Source organism: Pontibacillus sp. ABV4_188, from assembly GCF_056311905.1.
In genome coordinates this window covers 66,979-86,443 of the sequence record NZ_CM149975.1, presented here as the reverse complement: position 1 = coordinate 86,443, position 19,465 = coordinate 66,979, and the positions used below count along the sequence as shown (strand labels likewise).

At 40.6% G+C, this 19,465-nt stretch carries 17 protein-coding genes and 2 tRNA genes; 2 read left to right on the top strand and 17 right to left on the bottom strand.

The features are described from left to right. Nucleotides 1-3: 3 nt before the first annotated feature. The 4 genes from tilS to spoIIE form a co-directional block, all read right to left on the bottom strand. Nucleotides 4-1,404 carry a tRNA lysidine(34) synthetase TilS gene (gene tilS, locus ACYX4O_RS00435; RefSeq protein ID WP_476353712.1) on the bottom strand — a complete coding sequence of 467 codons (1,401 nt, stop codon included), beginning with the start codon at nucleotides 1,402-1,404 and terminating at the stop codon, nucleotides 4-6. Between the two features lie 82 nt (nucleotides 1,405-1,486). Further along, entirely contained in the window at nucleotides 1,487-2,476 is a 990-nt protein-coding gene (locus tag ACYX4O_RS00430) for a serine/threonine protein kinase (protein ID WP_476353710.1), read from the bottom strand. Continuing rightward, entirely contained in the window at nucleotides 2,454-3,194 is a 741-nt protein-coding gene (locus tag ACYX4O_RS00425; RefSeq protein WP_476353708.1) for a VWA domain-containing protein, read from the bottom strand. The genes ACYX4O_RS00430 and ACYX4O_RS00425 overlap by 23 nt, the downstream gene beginning before the upstream one ends. Before the next feature lie 140 nt (nucleotides 3,195-3,334). Further along, entirely contained in the window at nucleotides 3,335-5,785 is a 2,451-nt protein-coding gene (spoIIE, locus tag ACYX4O_RS00420; protein WP_476353706.1) for a stage II sporulation protein E, read from the bottom strand. Between the two features lie 332 nt (nucleotides 5,786-6,117). Here spoIIE and ACYX4O_RS00415 point away from each other — a divergent pair. Together ACYX4O_RS00415 and ACYX4O_RS00410 are read left to right on the top strand one after the other, a co-directional pair. Beyond that, a tRNA-Met gene (locus ACYX4O_RS00415) sits at nucleotides 6,118-6,194 on the top strand. Nucleotides 6,195-6,218: 24 nt separating this feature from the next. Continuing rightward, nucleotides 6,219-6,290 (top strand) — tRNA-Glu (locus ACYX4O_RS00410). Nucleotides 6,291-6,393: 103 nt separating this feature from the next. On the opposite strand, the gene ytvA is transcribed toward ACYX4O_RS00410, so the two are convergent. The 13 genes from ytvA to ACYX4O_RS00345 all read right to left on the bottom strand — a co-directional run bounded on the left by ytvA (nucleotide 6,394) and on the right by ACYX4O_RS00345 (nucleotide 19,383). Then, nucleotides 6,394-7,179, bottom strand: coding sequence for a YtvA family blue-light photoreceptor (gene ytvA / locus ACYX4O_RS00405; RefSeq protein WP_476353704.1), 786 nt, complete (start codon nucleotides 7,177-7,179; stop codon nucleotides 6,394-6,396). A gap of 682 nt (nucleotides 7,180-7,861) precedes the next feature. Beyond that, nucleotides 7,862-8,302, bottom strand: a complete 441-nt coding sequence (locus ACYX4O_RS00400) for a S1 domain-containing RNA-binding protein (RefSeq protein ID WP_345244231.1) — start codon at nucleotides 8,300-8,302, stop codon at nucleotides 7,862-7,864. A 74-nt stretch (nucleotides 8,303-8,376) separates the two neighbouring features. Further along, on the bottom strand, nucleotides 8,377-8,757 hold the full coding sequence (locus tag ACYX4O_RS00395; protein WP_476353702.1) for an FtsB family cell division protein: 381 nt from the start codon (nucleotides 8,755-8,757) through the stop codon (nucleotides 8,377-8,379). A 9-nt stretch (nucleotides 8,758-8,766) separates the two neighbouring features. After that, nucleotides 8,767-9,366: a spore cortex biosynthesis protein YabQ gene (yabQ, locus tag ACYX4O_RS00390; RefSeq protein WP_476353700.1), complete on the bottom strand. Its 600-nt coding sequence runs from the start codon at nucleotides 9,364-9,366 to the stop codon at nucleotides 8,767-8,769. Continuing rightward, nucleotides 9,363-9,671 (bottom strand): sporulation protein YabP, encoded by a 309-nt coding sequence (gene yabP / locus ACYX4O_RS00385; protein ID WP_036787189.1) that lies wholly within the window; start codon nucleotides 9,669-9,671, stop codon nucleotides 9,363-9,365. The genes yabQ and yabP overlap by 4 nt, the downstream gene beginning before the upstream one ends. Before the next feature lie 240 nt (nucleotides 9,672-9,911). Then, nucleotides 9,912-10,166, bottom strand: coding sequence for an RNA-binding S4 domain-containing protein (locus tag ACYX4O_RS00380; protein ID WP_036787192.1), 255 nt, complete (start codon nucleotides 10,164-10,166; stop codon nucleotides 9,912-9,914). 1 nt (nucleotide 10,167) lies between these two features. After that, nucleotides 10,168-11,637, bottom strand: a complete 1,470-nt coding sequence (yabN, locus tag ACYX4O_RS00375) for a bifunctional methyltransferase/pyrophosphohydrolase YabN (RefSeq protein WP_476353697.1) — start codon at nucleotides 11,635-11,637, stop codon at nucleotides 10,168-10,170. A 2-nt stretch (nucleotides 11,638-11,639) separates the two neighbouring features. Continuing rightward, complete coding sequence (locus ACYX4O_RS00370; protein ID WP_476353695.1) at nucleotides 11,640-13,232, bottom strand: putative polysaccharide biosynthesis protein; 1,593 nt, start codon at nucleotides 13,230-13,232, stop codon at nucleotides 11,640-11,642. 89 nt (nucleotides 13,233-13,321) lie between these two features. Next, complete coding sequence (gene spoVT / locus ACYX4O_RS00365; protein WP_036787266.1) at nucleotides 13,322-13,858, bottom strand: stage V sporulation protein T; 537 nt, start codon at nucleotides 13,856-13,858, stop codon at nucleotides 13,322-13,324. 213 nt (nucleotides 13,859-14,071) lie between these two features. Beyond that, nucleotides 14,072-17,599, bottom strand: a complete 3,528-nt coding sequence (gene mfd, locus ACYX4O_RS00360) for a transcription-repair coupling factor (protein WP_476353693.1) — start codon at nucleotides 17,597-17,599, stop codon at nucleotides 14,072-14,074. A gap of 73 nt (nucleotides 17,600-17,672) precedes the next feature. Then, nucleotides 17,673-17,903, bottom strand: a complete 231-nt coding sequence (locus ACYX4O_RS00355; RefSeq protein WP_476353691.1) for an anti-sigma-F factor Fin — start codon at nucleotides 17,901-17,903, stop codon at nucleotides 17,673-17,675. Between the two features lie 88 nt (nucleotides 17,904-17,991). Beyond that, nucleotides 17,992-18,552, bottom strand: a complete 561-nt coding sequence (gene pth, locus ACYX4O_RS00350) for an aminoacyl-tRNA hydrolase (protein ID WP_476353689.1) — start codon at nucleotides 18,550-18,552, stop codon at nucleotides 17,992-17,994. 177 nt (nucleotides 18,553-18,729) lie between these two features. Next, a complete protein-coding gene (locus tag ACYX4O_RS00345) occupies nucleotides 18,730-19,383 on the bottom strand; it encodes a 50S ribosomal protein L25/general stress protein Ctc (protein WP_476353687.1) in 654 nt (217 codons plus the stop codon). Nucleotides 19,384-19,465 lie beyond the last annotated feature (82 nt).

Sequence of the window (19,465 nt, the reverse complement as noted above, 5' to 3'; positions counted from 1 at the left end):
CTCCTAGAAGTTCTTGTGATTCTCATAAGTAAGATGTAACCAGATCGGGTGTTGTTGATTAACTGGAATGTTTGCTTCTTGTAATGAAACGACCCACAGAATTTGACCATTCGCATCTGTAACAATCGGCCAATTGCTGCGTTGTTCATGAGGGATCTTTTCATCAATAAATAAGTCTTTCACCTTTTTACGCCCTTTCATTCCTTTAGGAATAAATTTATCGCCCGGCTTTCTCGTCCGAACGATGAGAGGTAAGGTTACGTTACTTATATCACAAGCAAAATGATGGCTTTCTTGACCCCTGTTATGGTCGTCATAATCGGCATAAATATAAGCTCCATCAGGCAAAACCAATTCCCCTGGCACGTTTAGCAAATAATGAAAAGGGACCGCTTCCTGCTTCTTAAATGTAAAAGCGATATTCTCATAAGAACGAACAACAGACAGACCTCTCGGCAAATGCATCATTGCCTGCGGGGTCTTATCTTTAACTATTCGTATGTATTGCTCCCAATGATGATAAGTTACATCAAAAGAGGGTTCTTGATACAGATAGTTTAATATTAAGTGAAAGGTTCTCCTTTGTAAAGGTGAAGGAATGTTTAAAAAACCACTTCGATTAAACTTGATCTCCTGATTTTTTTTATGAATAAGAGATGAGTCAAAAATCTTCTTAGCTTCCTGCATCAAATATGCCTCATCATCACGCTGGTATTCTTGAAAATACTGCATATGTTCATGAACCTTCGGGTTGTGAGACTTGAGCACGGGTAACACGTGCGCTCGGAATGAGTTCCTAGTATAAGCTGTCGTTTTATTCGACTCATCTATACGAGGGCTAATACCGTTTTCCTCACAGTAGGACTCAATTTCTTCTTTCGTCACACACAAAAGCGGTCGAACAATCTGACCTCCGCTAAACGGTCGGTAAACAGGAATTCCGCGGATGCTACTTGGCTCGGCTCCCCGTGTCATTTCCATCAGGACCGTCTCTACTTGATCGTCGCCATGGTGCCCCATGGCAAGATACGAAGCATTATGCTTAGTCATTTGATCTTTAAAATACTGATACCTCAGCTTCCTTGCCGCTTCTTGTGTTCCAACCCCGTATTGCTCTTTATATGCTGGCACATCTAACGTAACTGACTCACATTCGATATTCCACTTCTTACAGATTGAAGTTACATAATGAACATCCTCCTTCGAGTCTACCCCTCTCAAAGAATGATCAATCGTTAAAACTACAATATGAAACCCAAAGCGATCCATTCTGCTTTTTAAATAATGCAGAAGAGCCATGGAATCAGGCCCTCCAGATACAGCTACTAATACGGTAGAATTCAATGAAAACAGCTGATGCCTTTGGACAAATTGATCGACCTTTTGGCTAAACAATTGCCCCAACTCCGTTCTATTTGTACTTTAATATGCCATTTCTATCCTACCATTTATGATTCAACTACTGCAAAACGTAAGATTCGTTGATTTAAATCCACTGCATCACTACATACATCATATAAAATAAGCAAACTGTCATGACGATTCCAACGATCTCCCACTTATGGGCTGATGATGAAGCACCTGAGTAAGGAACCGTTGCAGTTGGGCTCTTCCGGGATCCTTGAACAGATTGAGATTGTTTCCTGCCTGCTCTGGTACTTCGCTTGCTTTGGGTTGGAGAAGCTAATAACAAGGATGTTAACGCATCTTTCATTTCTGCAGCAGATTTGTACTCCGAACGTAGTGCCTTCCCAAGTATCTCCTGATATGGAGCGATGTTATTCGCCTGCTTTAATTTCATAAATAATGTTCGCTCAGGATGGGCTCCTCTTTCAAAACGAGATGGATAATCAATTTGTAGAATAACCATGGCAAATGCGAACAAATCATATTGAGGGTCAGCTTTCCTCGACCCCATCCCCCAATACCCTCTATCATAAAACTCGGTATATTCTTTAATGGCTCTTCCTACTTGGGTTGTGCCTCCAACATCTAACCAGCGCATCCTCGCTGGTGGAAACGTGACCAGAAGATTATCAGTTTTTAAATCGCCAAACACCCATCCCAATTGATGGAGACGCTCTAAGTCTTCTAATAGTTGAACTGCAAGAATGCCCACCCACTCAAATCCATGTTCCTGAACAAAACGATTTAGTTCTTTACCTTTAAGGTATTCCATGGCATAGAAAGATACTTGAGACCCATCTTTTAGAACCCAGTCATCCACATCTAACAAAGAAGGTCCAAGTTTATGATCTTGAACCTTTTGTAATGTACGTAATACATTTACTTCAGTCGTAATAGAAGAACTATTGTGTCCGAATTTAATCGCTACCGATTGGCCGTTCTCAGTAGCTAAATAAACAGTACCCATAGCCCCGGAACCTAATTTCTTTACAATGGTATACGAGCGATAATGCCATTTTCCTTTAACGACAGTTCCAGGGGATAAATTAATACCCTGACTCTTCCACATTGGTATCTTCACGACCTATTAAGTTACGAAGACTTCTCTTCTTCGTGAATTGTTGCATGGCTTCTCTTAAGGCCGGGCCAGTGGGTGTAATCCCTCCGCTTGTCAGTTTCGGAAAGACTGAGGAGATCGAATCAAGCTTAGGCGTCCAATCCATAATCTTATCCATCTCTTTACGTTTACCTGGGAATGTATAAATTGAGAAACGATTCTTCCCCATCCGAGCGTTTAAGCTAAGCGATAGATCAAACAATGAATCTCGAACCGTCGGCAGTTTATTATGCATACTCGCACTTGTATCAACTAACACCAACACTTCTAAATCACATGTTTCACCTAAATCTTCTACAACTTCCATGATTTCTCCGCGCTTTTCAGGAGGGAGATCTTCAATCTCTTGTTTCGCACCAAGGATTTGCTGCAATTCTTGATTTACAACTCCTTGAAGAGTCTGGGTCATAGCTTGTTTAGTTACCATTTGAACGGTCTGAGACAAAGACTTTGCATATACAATTTGGCTTACGCCTCCTCCGCTCATGGCTATTTCCTCGACCTCTTCTAACCCATCTGGTTGCTCAGATTGCTGATCCTCTAAAATACCAATTACATTCACTGTCACCCCTTGCTGATAAGCCAAAGTTGCCACAGCAGCCGGATCTTCACCCTGATTCGAACACCCATCAGTTATCAAAAGAATTTGCTTCAATGTTCCTTTATTCATGAGATATCTCCTCCTCCATAAACTACTACCATCTTCGACTAGATTCATTGCTTTTATACTAGTAATTTACAAAAGCGGCAACACCATGGGGCCCCCAGGCCAAAAAAGAGTACCTCTTCCCAAAAGGTACTCTTTTTCATTTATTGCGCCCGGCCCATTACAGGGATGTTAGCCCATTTGGGAACATTATGATTTATTTTTGCAACCACGACTGTCATATCGTCCTCAATAGCACCAGAGCGAGTCCTGACCACTTCTTCTAGTAACAGATCAGCTACATCCTGAGGATCTTCAGTTTCCATATCTCTAATTTTTCGTTTTAACCACATATCTATATTCTCCACGTGTTTAGGCCCTTCAAAAATTCCATCACTCATCATAATGAGTAAATCACCTGGCTTCAGTTGATCACTAACAACCTCCACATCGAATTCTTGTATTATTCCCATAGGTAGATTACTGGCTTCTATTTTGCTCAACTGATCTCCTCTCTTAATAAAACTAGGTGTTGATCCGATCTTCAGAAACTTTACAGCAGCATCTTGGAGATCAATAACCGCTAGGTCTAAAGTAGAAAATATTTCATCAGTTGTTCGGAGAGAAAGGATCGAATTAATAGATTTAATCGCTACCTTCTCCTCAATTCCAGATTGTAAAATTTGCTGAAGGAGCCGCAACGTTTCCATACTTTCTACATGAGCCCTTTCTCCGTTGCCCATCCCATCACTAATAGCTACAGCATATTTACCCGCTCCAAGCTCCATAGTTGAGTAACTGTCTCCAGAAACTAAACCACCGTCTTTAGCAGCGTGAGCCACCCCAGTATCAATGACAAATTTCTTGGTTGAACCAAACGAAAATGCTCCATACCCATTAGGGAAAGGTGAGATCTCCTCATGCTTAACCATAATGGTTTCATTTAAGATTTCGGATAACACCGGAGCTATAATCTTCGCTCCCTCCCCTTTATAATCATAGAAGGAAAGAGTCATATCAATGTCAATATTGCCCGCCTCTAAGCTATAAATCTCAAGCTGTTCAATTTCGAACCCCATCCCTTTTAAAGCTTGGACAATTTCTTCTTCCTGTAACTCATGGTTTTCCCGTTCTTTCAAAATTTCTTTCGCGAAATCTCCCATGACTTCCGACACGCCATTAAGCTGGTCTGCAACAAACCTCCTGCTTTCTAATACTTGTTTCTTCAAACGCTGATTGGCCTGGAAGAATGATAATTCATGGTTCATCGTTTCTATGACTTTTTTAGACTTCACACAGTGCTTCTCAAAATCTGCTTGAAGTTTTCGTTTGTGTTGGAACGTTCCTGCATCTAATTCTGTCATCATCTCCTTCATATACCCATATGTCTGGTCAAACTGCTGCGCCCAGCATTTATCCTTTTTGAAACACGATTGGCACGTTTTCTCCGTAACATTGCTCAGGAAATAATCGGTTTCCTTGCTCTCTTGTTCTTCATCCATATGGTGCTGGACTTGTGCAAAGCTCTTCGAAAGCGCCTGAAATACACTCGAGAATTGCTCCACTCGATTGGCCGTTACGTTACGGATCTTCTGTAAGTATTGCTCTTGTTCTTGCGAATGTTCATTCGTACCAGGGATATACCTGGCTAAATTACGAATCCATTTTTCAGGCGTTACAAAAAAGAGGAGAACAGCTACAGAGGATTCAAGCATCGACGGAGCAAGGGATCCTAACCCTTCTCCATAGATACCAATAAGCATCGTACCAACAAATAAGCCAACCCCCACTCCGATTTTTTTCCCGTCTTTCAACAAGCCCCCTAATAATCCTGAAAAAGCTAATAAACTCATTTGATATAAACTCGCTACATTGGCAAGACTCAAGATTAAACCGGTTACCACACCAACAGTGGAACCAATAGCTGCTCCTCCTATATACGCTAACCAAAGGACGAGATACCTGGATAAAGTCTGTTCAAGTGAAATATTGTATATTTGCCAACCAATAGTTCCAGTAAGTACAGAAGCTAATAAAATGATCATGCAAACAATTTCTTCGTTTTTTAACGATTGTTTATATCGTTTCGGTGATAACAATGGAATGCTTTGCATAAAGATAAGTACTAAGATGGCACTCAGGCTTGCCTCTACGATTGCTAACATCCAGTCATATGGTTCGGCCGGTTGAATAACGGTGTACGCCACGACTCTTGGAGCTAGACTTGCCATAAACACAACAAACGGTAGAACCTCTTGTTGCTTCTTCATTCGCTGGAGCACAAAGGCTAGCAAAAAGAAGCTTAGCATAGCAGCAAATACATACAGGCTGTGTTGCCAATGATAGGTGAGTGATCCGCAAAGAACAGCGGTCATCACTTTTAACGACTTATCTTTTCTCATTAGCCATACAGAAGCGAGAAAAGAAAGGGCAAAAGGCGATACTGACGAAAGGACAATTGCTCGTCCTAATAAGAAGCCAACAATCCATAAAAGCCAGCCACGCTCGATCATGAAGATTTTCGCCTGCTCCCCCATCCTCCGCTTCCAATTTTCTAAAGTGGCTAACCCCATCCCACTCATTTCCTTGACTGCCCGTTTTGGTAAGATCTCCATTTAAACACTCCCCCTTAGTGATTTATTTAATCACAAGGGACTAGCTTTTTTTTGTCAAAACATCAGAAAGAAGTGAATAAATGTTTCGACGGCTTTCTATACAAGCGGGCCTGTTTCGGCAAATTGTTTTATCCTTTCTCACAACCTTCCTTATTCCCCTGTCGGAATCGCTTATCTTATTTCAAAAAGAAGCAATAAATATTCAAAAAATAATGACATTAATAAAATCCGTTGACACTTCGACAATCGTCGTGTAATATATTGCTTGTGACTTCGGGATAAACATATCGAAGGAACACAGAAAACACTCTTTACTACATAGTAAAAAACATGGCGGTGTAGCTCAGCTGGCGAGAGCGTACGGTTCATACCCGTGAGGTCGGGGGTTCGATCCCCTCCGCCGCTACCATATTTTTTTACTGTATAAACCAACGGCCCGTTGGTCAAGTGGTTAAGACACCGCCCTTTCACGGCGGTAACACGGGTTCGAATCCCGTACGGGTCATCATCCGAATTCTTGTCCTACCACACAGCCGTGTGGATTTTTTTACATTTATGTGAAATAGGATGACAGAAAAAGCTGCTTCTTCTTTAAGAAGCAGCTTTTTTTATGTTTGTTGAATTTTCTCAAGAGCATCTTTCACGGATGAAAAGGATTTGATGGAGTCAAGGTTAACTTGCATACGAGCGGACCTCATAGCAAACTCAGGCGAAATTCCGGCAATAATAAGTTCTGTTCCGAGTAATTGCAACAAGTCGTTTAGTCTGTAAATCCCCCGAATGACTTCTTCATCAAAATCAATGAGTCCAGATAACTCTACAATTAACTTCTTATGTTTTAACGCCGTCATCTTATCAGCTATATGGTTAGAAATTAAGGCAATTCGATCTCGATCCATGTTCCCTATAAGAGGCAAAACGGATATATCATCTGTAAGAGGGACAATAGGCGTAGAGAGCGCTATAACCTCATTCATTGATTTCGTTAGATCTTCTTCTGCTTTTTTCTTATCAGAGACGTCTTTTTGAATTCCTATAAAGTAATATCTACCTTTCTCTTCTACATAGATTGGGTCTATATGTAGCTCATTCCAAAAAGCATCTCCGTTTTTCCTATGGTTTAAGATAGTAACAGCAACAGACTCTTCATTAGAAATAGCTTGTTTTAATTGAGTAACCTGTTCTTCCTGCGTCCTCTCTCCCTGAAGAAACCTGCAGTTACGCCCTAAGATCTCGCTTCTATGATAACCTGTTATATTTTCAAAGCCTTTATTAGCATAAATAATAGGATTATCAGGCTGGCCAGGGTCTGTGATGGTAACACCAACACGTGTATGATCAACTGCGTTTTCTAACAGCTTATTGAATATATGGTCTTCTACTATGTCTTCCACTTGTAAAACCTCCCTCTCATCGTTTTATGTATCTTAATAGTATCAAAACTTTGCATCAGGAACCAAATAAACATTCTCTTTCCCTTTTCCATATAAGCTCCCTTATATGGAAAACTTGAAGTTGAGATACTTTTGTGCGGATAGGGCCGCCAGCGTTTATGAGTGCTTGGGCTTGCTCGGGGACAACTCGCTTTCCTGCGAGGAGCTGGGAAGCCTCCTCGTTCGCTTTCGCTCTCTGTGGGGTCTTCCCTAGGCTCCTTTTCCCGCGGGAGTCTCGCAGTCCCCGAGCAAGCCCTGGCTTTAAAGAGGTGAACGGCCCCCATATGGGATAAGGAAAGGTCACTTCTCTCTAAATGGCATGTTACCGTTCCTTCGTATTTGGCAAAGGTGGGCCGGGAAACTGCGAGACTCCTGCGGGAGAAAGAGGTAGACGAGACCCCGGAGCGAACGAAGTGAGTGAGGAGGCTCGACAGCTCGCCCGCGGAAAGCGAGTAGTTTCCCGGACCTCCTTACTCAACACTAACGTTAACGGAAACATTCTCTCAACTTCGAGTCTTCAACAATCCTGCCCTCTTCTTGAACAACCCTTTTATAGACAATAAAAAGTGACCAACTCTAATGAGCTGGTCACTTCCTTTATATAAGAACGTTCAATTCATAATGGTTGCTCATAGACAGCAAGTTAGCCTCGTTTAGCACCTCGACCTCCACGTTTTGATTCCGTGTGCTTTCTTAAAGACGCAAGCTTTTCGTCACTATCTTTAAGGAAACGATTCATTAACGAATCAAAATTCTCAGGGCGCTGGTTACCTTTGTTGCCGTTGCCTTTGCCTTTTCCGCCGCCTTTGTTATGGTTATTGTTGCGACGCTCACGGTCACCTTTGTAGTTGTCTTTAGCTTTCTTAATAGACAAACCGATCTTACCGTCTTTCTCCACATTAATCACTTTTACTTCTACTTGGTCGCCTTCACTTAAGTGATCATTAATGTCTTTTACATAATTATCAGCAACCTCACTAATGTGAACCAAACCTGTTGAACCATTAGGTAGTTCAACGAATGCTCCGAAATTAGTGATACCTGTTACCTTGCCCTGCAACTTGCTGCCTACTTCAATTGACATAAAAAAATTGCTCCTCCTTATGAATTTCAAAAAGTATCATTCTTATATATTATATATAAGCCTTAAAAAGAGTGTCAATATGAGGGACCATTATCAGGGATTTTAAAGATAATTTCGCCTTCTTTTGAGAAGAAATAATTGGTTCTCGCGATCTGCAAGACATATTCTTCGTCATTTAAGAGCTTAATTTCTTCTTTAAAATCTTTTTCCCGCTTCTCTAAGAGATCCATTTCCTCTTGCAACTCTTCATATTTCGCTTGCTTTTGAGCATAAAGATTCCGTTGTTGAATATGGTAAGTCAGTAATCCACCCAATAAAAGAAGGGATGCGATTGTAAACAAAGCTAATCGGCGAATGAGCCGCTTTTTCTTTTTATGCTGACGCTCTACGTATGCATCGTACTGCTTCACATATCCCGAATCTATCTTTGCAACCGAATCACGTTGATCCTGCACGATGATAAGCTACCTCCTTTTTTGCTGGATAATTCCCCACCATTTTAGTATTATATTCTTCATTTTACTATAAAACCCTGCTACGTCTAGTAAGTATTTTTTCACATTTTTCGGCATCAGCTTCCATGTTATGCGCCCTATCAACTGGAATGGGTATAGCAAAATTTTCAACAGGAATAGAATTATGGCTAGTAAGGTTGTCCATAAAAGGAGAATTAGCTTTGTTACTGTAACCACTATAAAACGAATTGGTTGAACAATAAACACCGTAACAACCCGGGTAAAAAAGCGAATGAGTCCTGAAATAATCTTAATTAACTTCTCTAATACTTTTTTATAGGTTGTCCTAAACAAGGCTTGGTATGCAGCATAACCACACACCACAGCCAATACAATATAAAGACGTAATTCTCCCTGATTCGCTAAAAATAGAAAATAAAACAAAACCAGCCCTTGAAGAATCCAAAACAAAATCTCGAAGGAATACCTCATGATTAGATTAGACTTCCATAAGGGCTCAAATCTTTTAAATGTATCCATTACCATACCCAAATATACGCCACTACTAAACATAATGACCATTGTGAAGAACTGCGTATCTAAACTCATTTAAACATTTTGCTAAAGAATCCTTTAGCTTTCTCCTGTTGCTGTTCGTCTAAATAGGAGAGCTCATACACCTTTCCTTTAATCGATACGATCCCTTGCTCCACATCTAAATTTTTCATTTGAAGATTCTGCCCTCGAACGACTAAATACCCCATATTTGTTTGTAATAAAAACTCCTCAGCATCGAAACTATCTACCTCTTTCACCCCGGTAATCTCTAAGTTGCGTCTATTATTCATCTTCACATGATGATCACCTTGTCCTCTAGTCCCCGTCCCCTGTACATCTTTTTCATAGTACTCCATATATATCCACCCCTCCCCTTATCGATACCAATCTATGAGTGAGAGATTTCAAATATGTACAATCCCTTAAAAAATGTTCAGAGTAGACTATTTTCTAAAGAAGCGGTTCTCATTTGTAAACACCCTAATAAAAGGCTCACTAAATAAAGTATATAACCGCTATCATTACATAAAAAAGACGCTTTCACTCCACCAGAGGAGTGAAAGCGTCTTTTTCGCTCTCATTTTAAAATTACATGACTACACTTCTTGTTCACTAATGATTTTATATAAAGAGGATGCTTCATCTTTCTTTACGTTTTCGCGTAGAGATGTGACCTCTAGCGTTAATTGCTTTTGTCCAAAACGGATGGAAAGCTCGTCTCCAACAGACACATCTGTAGAAGCCTTCGCCGTATTACCGTTTAGTTGGATACGACCTTGATCAGCTACTTCTTTTGCTAATGTACGTCGTTTGATCAAACGGGATATCTTAAGAAATTTATCTAGTCTCATGTTATTGCTCTCCCTTCTCTCTATTCTTCGCTTGAACCCAGTAACCGTCTAACTGGTCTAACGCCATATCTTGCATAACTTGACCTTCGGAAGAAATCACTGCTTCCATTTCTTTAAAGCGTCGTTCAAATTTATCATTGGTTCTTTGGATCGCAAGTTCTGGATTGATTTTATAGTAACGAGCAAGATTTACAAACGCAAATAAGATGTCTCCATACTCTAATTCTTGATCAGTAAAGGTCTCAGACCGTAAACTTTCTTGAAACTCACCCATTTCTTCTTTCACCTTTTCCCACATTGGTTGTGGATCATCCCAGTCGAATCCTACTTTCTTCGCCTTTTTCTGTAATTCTTGAGCTCTCATAAGCCCAGGTAATGCTTCTACTACTCCATCTAACACCGAGGGTCTTTCCATACCTTTTTCATCGTTCTTGATTTCATCCCAATTCTTCATAACCTGTTCAACATCATCTGCTTGTCGATCCGAAAAAACATGCGGGTGACGACGGATCATTTTATCCGTTAAAGATAGAATTACGTCATCGATTGTGAAAAATCCTTCATCTTCGCCAATTTGACTGTGTAAGAGGACCTGTAAAAGTACATCTCCTAGTTCTTCTATAATCCCCTCATCATCTTGGTCATCAATAGCTTGTATAAGCTCATAGGATTCCTCGAGTAAATAAGGTCGTAAACTTTCATGTGTTTGCTTACGATCCCAAGGACACCCATCTGGTGCGCGAAGGGCTGCGATTACGTCACGAACCCGGAAGAATTGATGGGCGAGCTGTTCTTCTGAAACGGGTGGAACATATACACTTGTTAAATTGCTCAGTTCTACTTGATGATCAAGTTCGCATAGAGGTACTTGTTCTATTCGTTCCTGTTTACTTCCTACAGCATCTACAATATAAACAGGGAACTCAGGAGGTAGATCTTCAAGCAGTGATACCTTCACCTCTGAGGCGATCATTTCATCATACACCTGACAAAAGACGGTATGTTGGCGATGTTCTACCATGCTTCTTTGGAAGCCTGTAGCATCAATAAACTGAAACCCCTCAATAGGGTCAATTTGTAAACTTGTAAACAAGTCATCTAAATAGCTTTGTCCACCCTCAACCGACACTGAAACACGTCCTTTTCTTTCAGCTGTTAATAATAGCTGGACGGTTTTCTCCGCAAGCATAGGGTGGCCTGGGACCACATATATAAGATCGCGACTTTCCGCTTCACGAATCAGCTGTTCCACGATCGTTTCATATACGTCCCCAAACTGCTCCTCTTCTTCATACACACGATCGAACGATTCGAAGGTAACCCCTTCACTTTCTAATGCCTTAATAACCGGGTGATCAAGGGTACGTGCATATCGAGACCCCTCACCTTTTAAAAGTGTTCTGTATACACCTAATGGCAGCTGATCAAGGTCACCTGCACCAAGACCCATAACTTTAATATGATTTGCCATCATCATGACCTCCTTTTATTGAGTCGTTTTAATTTAGTTGATTTCGGAAAGTAACTTAATTCTTTATCAGTAAAAGCGCCTGTTTTAAGTAAACTTACACCGTAACTTACAGCACCTAATCCAATCGTAAGGATGCAATATCCTATATAATCCTGTCTTTGTTGCATCTCTATGAAATACCTATACGCTTCTCCTGTAATGAATATAGTCACCGTCATTATCCCTAATGAGAAAAACGTAGCCCTCCAAGGTATGTAAGCTCTTAAAGAGAAAGGAATTCGTTTTTTAAAGACCAGTATATTACTCAAGAAAACGACACAAATACTAATTAACGTTGCAAGACCGCTCCCTGCAAGGCCCACTTCTGGGATAAGTAGAATGTTTAACATCACTTTCACAATCATTCCTATTGCTACAGCAAAGGCTGGCAAGAAAACAATCCCAAACCCTTGCAATAACGAAGATAGTGTTAAAGTCATAGATGCAAAAACAATGACAAGGGACAACACCCGGAGAGCAATAACCCCTTCACTGCTTTTAAAGAGCAAAATGTTTACTTCAGGTAGCACTAAAAATAAACCAACTGAAGCTGCAATAGAAATCAGAAAAGACAGCTTCATCGCTTGTCCTGCATTTTCTTTGACCTCCGTTGTTTTGTTCTCCAAGCGCTTCTTAGTGACGGAGGGAACAATGGCAAGAGCTAGGGAGGATGCAAGAACGGTTCCTAATTGCAAAAGCGGATATCCCCGATCAAAGACTCCCTTCATCTCTTGCGCTTCCTCTAACAAAAGTCCATACCCCTTCAAGGAGGAAACCATGGTGAATGCATCCGCAAATTGCATTAGCAACAGCATCATATAATTCACACAGAGAAACAAGCCTGATAGAACCATCATCTTTAAAATTTCGCGAATAGGAATAAAAGAAGTAGAAGGATTGAGGAGTAAAGATCTATGCTTTGTAATATATAAAGATAATACCAGACATGCCGCAAGCCCACCTAAAATGGAACCAAAAGCTGCGCCAGATCCTACGTAATAGTAGCTATATCCATTGCCCACGAAGAACAACGTAGCTGAAATAATGACAAGAACTCTTACCACCTGTTCTACCATTTGGGACACAGCTGTCGGCGTCATTTCATCTATCCCTTGAAAGACACCCCTTCCTATTGAAGTAAACGGAAGGAGCAAAAACACAGTGGCTGTCACCTCGAGAGGCATACGCAATCTTGGATCTCCCATAAATGAGGCAATAGCGGAGGAACCAAAGTAAAAAACGGAAAATAGCACAATGCTAATCCCTACCATAACGATAAAAACAGGCGTATAGAAGCCCCGAACCGAAAGAGATTCCCCACGTGCCCGGGCTCTCGCTATAAGAGAGGATATTGCCACCGGAAACCCATATATCGAAATCATCCAAGCCATCCCTAATATCGGATAAACTTGTTGGTAAATATAAAACCCTATATCCCCCGCTATATTTTGAAGCGGGATACGATAGCCAGCGCTTAATACCTTTCCAAATAAACCAGCTAAAGTTAACAAGAGTGCCCCTCTCATCAATCGTTGTTGCTTATTATGTACTGCCATGAATATATCCTTTCTAAACCTTTCCATTCTCATGATATAAGTATGTATGAAAAAAGGAGCCTACGCAAATGAGGCTCCTCGCTTTCATTCTATTCCATTTGTTTTGCCAGAAAACTTGCGGCTGTTTCAACCGCTTTCTGTTCAACATTGGTTAACGCTTCTCCTTCTTTCGAAAGAATCATTACGCATCCAATTGGATCTCCACCAGAGATAATAGGACCTATTACGTAAGAGGAGATTGTCTCATCAATACCATCTGCAATTTCAATGGTTGATTCATTTGATTCTGTTAAGACAACGCGGTCTTGAATGGCTTGTTCAACTTTTTGCCCTATGCTTTTATTCAGATACTCTTTTCTCGAGCCGCCTGAAACAGCAATAAATTCGTCACGATCACAAATAAGGACAGGATGACCAAGTGAGTCAAATAGTGCATCAGCATATTCCTTTGCAAAATCACCGAGTTCGCTAATGGGTGAATACTTCTTTAAAATAACTTCACCTTCACGATCTACAAAGATTTCTAAAGGATCCCCTTCTCTAATACGTAGGGTTCTACGAATTTCTTTCGGGATTACAACCCGACCTAAATCATCAATACGTCTTACGATACCAGTTGCTTTCATTCCATGAAGCCTCACTTTCATCTGATGATTATTCTCTTGGTGATGTGTTATCGCTTCCTGTAAAGAACAAAAATCACCATTTGATGGGTATAGTATTTTTCTCAAAGCCAGAACTATACATTTTTCCTTCATATTTGTAGTAGAAAACATCAAAATCTTCAAAGTGAGGCTTAATTTATACAGCAAAAACAGGTATATTGCTTTACAATTTCATCACGCTGAATGTTTAGATTCTGGTAATTGTTGGAGGAATTCTTCTATTGTCTTATAGCGTTGATGTGCTGTATTACGATCCCATTTAAAGGTCACTTTCAACTGCTGACCCTCTGTACCAAGTTGAATCATACGGCCATATTGATTCGCCAGCTCAAATAATTTAGCACCATCAATTCGCTGACTCGCATCAGCTTCCATAAGCAGTTCAATCTTTTGCTTCTTCTCACTAATCGACTCTACACGCTCTTTTTTAGCAGCAAGCTTCAATACGGCTACTTGGTATAAATTCTCGACCTGCTCAGGGTAATCGCTAAAACGATCAATCATTTCTTCACGCAGATCATGGAGATCTTCTTGAGATTCTATCGATTGGAATCGTTTGTACATGTCAATCTTTTGTTTCTCATCTGAGATGTAAGAGTCTGGAATATATGCATCTAAATTAAGAGTAAGCTCAGGTTCGAATGGTTTCGTTTCCTCCACTTCTTTCCCTTGCTGTTTTGCTTCGATTGCATCATTGAGCATTTGAGAGTACATATCAAATCCGACTGAATCAATAAATCCGTGCTGCTGTGAACCAAGTAGGTTTCCGGCTCCGCGTATGGATAAGTCCCGCATTGCAATCTTAAAGCCTGAACCTAGCTCTGTGAATTCCTTAATGGCCTGGAGTCGTTTCTCTGCCACTTCTGATAAGACTTTATCTTTTTGATAAGTAAAGTAAGCGTAGGCCACACGATTTGAACGACCCACACGTCCTCTCAATTGATAAAGCTGACTAAGCCCCATGCGATCTGCATCATACACAATTAACGTGTTTGTATTCGGGATGTCTACTCCTGTTTCAATAATAGTGGTAGATACAAGCACATCTGACTCACCTTCAAGGAAACTGAACATAACATTTTCAAGCTCTGATTCATTCATTTGACCATGTGCATACGTCACACGCGCTTCATCAACTAACGCTGAAATTTCTTCTGCCATCCGCTCAATGTTTTCTACACGGTTGTATAAGAAAAAGACTTGTCCACCACGCGCTAACTCCCGTTCTATAGCTTCCCGAATAAATACATGATTGTATTCTAGTACATACGTTTGGATCGGGAAACGGTTCTCAGGAGGGGTTTCGATAACGGATAAATCACGCACGCCTAACATCGACATATGGAGCGTTCTTGGAATCGGAGTGGCTGTGAGTGTTAAGACATCGACATTTGTCTTCATTTGCTTAATTTTCTCCTTATGCTTCACTCCGAAGCGCTGTTCTTCATCGACAATCAATAACCCTAATTCTTTCACTTTAATATCTTTAGATAAAATTCGGTGCGTTCCGACCACAAGATCAACAGTGCCATTTTCTAAGCCTTCTGTCGTTTCTTTTTGCTGCTTACGTGTCCGGAATCGACTTAACAAACCAATCTCAATCGGGAAATCCTGAAATCGTTCACGGATTGTTTCATAGTGCTGTTGAGCTAGTATTGTTGTCGGAACTAGTATAACGACTTGCTTACCATCTGCGATCGCCTTGAACGCTGCACGAATAGCAACTTCTGTTTTCCCGTACCCAACGTCTCCACATAGAAGTCGGTCCATCGGACGTACTTTTTCCATGTCGGTTTTAATTTCTTCAATACAGCGAATTTGGTCTTCTGTTTCTTGGTAAGGGAACGCTGCTTCAAATTCTCGCTGCATCTCTGTGTCTTCTCCAAAAGCATACCCTTTAGTTGCTTCTCGTTCTGCATACAGCTTTATTAAGTCATCTGCGATATCTTCAACAGAAGATTGGACGCGACTTTTTACCTTTTTCCATTCGCTTCCGCCCAGTTTGTAAAGTTTAGGCTCCTTACTTTCAGAACCCACATATTTCTGCACCAGGTCGATTTGGTCTATAGGAACATATAGTTTATCATCTCCTGAGTATTTCACGAGCATATAGTCTTTATGTAGCCCGTTTAACTCAAGCGTTTCAATCCCTAAGTACTTTCCTATACCGTGGTGAGCGTGAACAACATAGTCGCCCACTTTTAAGTCTTGATAACTTTTAATACGTTCAGCGTTTGAAATCTTTTTCTTTCTCTTAGGTCGTGTAGAACGCTTCTTAAACAGTTCGTTTTCTGTCAATACGGCTACCTTATGCATGGGCAGCTCAAACCCTGTAGTTAAGTGCCCAACTACAATGGTTGCATGCGTTAAAGGTAAAGAAGGCTCTTTCTCAGAAACAGCGACCTCCATATCATAGTCTTCTAATACTGCTTGAATTTTCTCAGCCCGACTTTCATTTGGCGCCACCACCAAAACAGAATAGTCCCCTTTTTGCCATCGGTCCATCTCCGTTTGCAATAAATTCATTTGTCCATGGAATTGTTGCATAGCTCTACAGGAAATGTTCACGATATTTTCGGGTTGAGTATTAGGGATATGACGTAAGAATACAGACATATAAAGCCGAGGATGATGGATAGAATGCCAAACATCAGACCAATTGTAAGAGATTGATAAATCCCTAACCATTTGCCCTGATTCCAACAGACTGCTATACCATTCAGCTTCTTCTTCATCTAAACGTGTAGCGGTTTCTTGGATTCTGCTCATTTCATCAAAGACCATCAACCCATTATCCGGTAAATAATCTAGTAAACTAGCAGACTCCTCATAGTAAAGAGAAATGTACTTATACATTTCCTGAAAACGCTCACGTTGCTTCAGTCTTTCAATATCTCTTTCAATATTCTCAGATAGTGTTTCCTTAAGCTCAGGAGATTTAAGATTCTTAAGGGTATCTGTAAAAGCTCCCTCGAGATTTTGAGCAGCTCTTGCTAAATCTTCATCTGTTAACAAAAGTTCACTAGCCGGACCGATCGTTACATGATTCACCTTCTCTAACGAGCGCTGGCTCTCAGAATCGAAGTATCGAATGGAATCTACTTCATCATCGAAAAGTTCAATCCGCAATGGGTTCGGTTGGGTTAATGGATAAATGTCCATAATGCCACCACGCATGCTAAACTCCCCTGGGGCAGATACCATATCAGCGCGCTCATAACCCATATCAATTAGTTGCTTCATGTATGTTTCTATCTCAATGACGCCGCCCACTTTAAACGGGAGTTGGTAGTTTTCCCAATAATACGTTGGAGGCAAAATTCGTTTAAGTGCCGCAACAGGGGCAATTAGAATTCCTGACTTACTTTGAGACCAATGATTTAACGCCTCAATTCGTTCACTTCTAAGCTCAGGACTAGCCACTGCGATCTCTGAAGCAATCAACTCATTTACTGGATATAAGTGAACTTGATCAGCATCGGTTAAGCCTAGTAAGTCTTCGTATAACTGCTGGGCTTGCATAAGCTGATGAGTCACAACTAAAACAGGGCGTTTAGCCGATTCTTCGAGGAGTGAAATTAACACTCCTCGCGAAGAACCTGACAGCCCTGAAACAAACTGTTCTTTCATACCTGATGAAAACCCCGATAGAATGGAGTGGATATCATCTTGTTGTGTTAGAAATTGCTTAAGTCCTTGCAATCTGTTCCCCCCCTTAATCCTCACACTCCATACAAAAATGCTTTGGCTCATTTACCAAAGCGAACATGTAAACTTAATGAATAAAGAAATCAAGTTCATGATAGTGAGGATTTTCTTCTAATGATTCTTGGCAATCTTCACATATAGTGCGCACCATCACATCACCGTTCTCGTGATAGCTCACCATATCTAAAAGCTCCTCCTCATTTAGAGAAGTAAGCCCAAGTTCAACGGAATCAAGCACGTCTTGTGACAGCTCTCCGAGTTCTTTCTTACAATGACGACATTGGTATTTAACGGCCATTTATATCCTCCTAAAACTAGCTGTTTGCCACTAGTTTGTCCGAAATATAATGGCGATATACGATTTCCAGAAGCCTTGTAGCTAAAGATTATTTATTAAACTCATTCATAACCTCTAAAAAGCTTTTCTCCATCCAAGCTTCACACGCATCAGCAGCTTTTTGAATACTCTCTTTAGCCGCAGCTAAATCTTCCCCTTGGAATTTCCCTAAAACATAATCAGGGACTGGCATAGGGCTACTAGGACGCCCAACCCCAATTCTTATGCGCGGGAATTCTTTTGTATCTAATTGATCAATGGTAGATCGAATGCCGTTATGGCCTCCGTGACCACCTTTTTGACGTAAACGAACCTTACCAGGAGGTAAATCTAGATCATCATAGATGACGACTATATCTTCTGGGTTCAGATCATAGTACTCCATTAAAGGACGAATCGATTCCCCGGATAGATTCATGTAAGTAAGAGGTTTTAAGAGCATAACCTTCTCACCACCAAGTCGTTCGACTGTATGCTGTCCTTTGTATTTTTCTTTATCTAATTTCCAATTATGTCGACTTAACAATTCATCGATGACCATAAAACCAATATTGTGTCGCGTTTCTTCAAATTTAGGTCCTGGATTCCCAAGTCCAATAATACACTTCATCTAATCACTCTCTTCTTTGATACATCTTAATTCGTTCTATTCACATCTTATTATAATCGAAAAAGAAGAGTCTAAAGCGTTGCTCTTTTACTTCTTCAATTCTCTCATAGATTCCTTCTTTACGTGTAAAAAGAGACGTAACCTTTTGGGTTACGTCTCATTTCCAACCGAAGAAAGTTAGGCTTCTTCGCTCTCTTCCGCTTTGTCATCATCTTTTTGATTAATGACTTCTGGTTCAGCATCTCCATCTTGAGTTTCGCCTGGCTCGACGATCTCTTCAGTTTGTGGAGGCAGAATGGTAACAATTGTTGTCGTCTCATCTTGTGTGATTTCGTAGTTTTTACCAGCTTTCACATCACTTACAAGAAGACTGTCGCCTACTTCCAGGTTTGATACGTCTAGAGTAATTTCTTCAGGGATTTGATTCGGCTTAGCGCGAATGGCAAGTTCATGAAGTGGTTGAGATAGAATCCCACCGTCTTTCACGCCCTGTGCATCTCCTTCTAAGTGAATCGCTACCTCTACATCCATTTCTTGACTCATATCAACCATATAGAAGTCAGCATGGTATAGCTCGTTACGAATCGGCTCAATTTGATAATCATGTAACATTACGTCTACTGGTTTTTTGCCTTCTATATCAAGAGAAATAATAGCGTTTTTCCCTTCATCACGTACTGTCATTAATAATTCTAAGCTGTTCACCGATACCGCAATTGGCTCTTTGTCTTTTCCATAAACAACTGCTGGAACCAGTCCGGACTTACGAAGCTCATTTTTAGTCGAACGTTTGAAATCATTTCTCGTATTCGCTTTAACTGTTACTGCCACGTTTATCACCCTCCAAAGAATTATAAAGCTTCTAATGATTTATAATTCCCTTTTCAGGAGGGCATAAACCTTATTTTTAGAA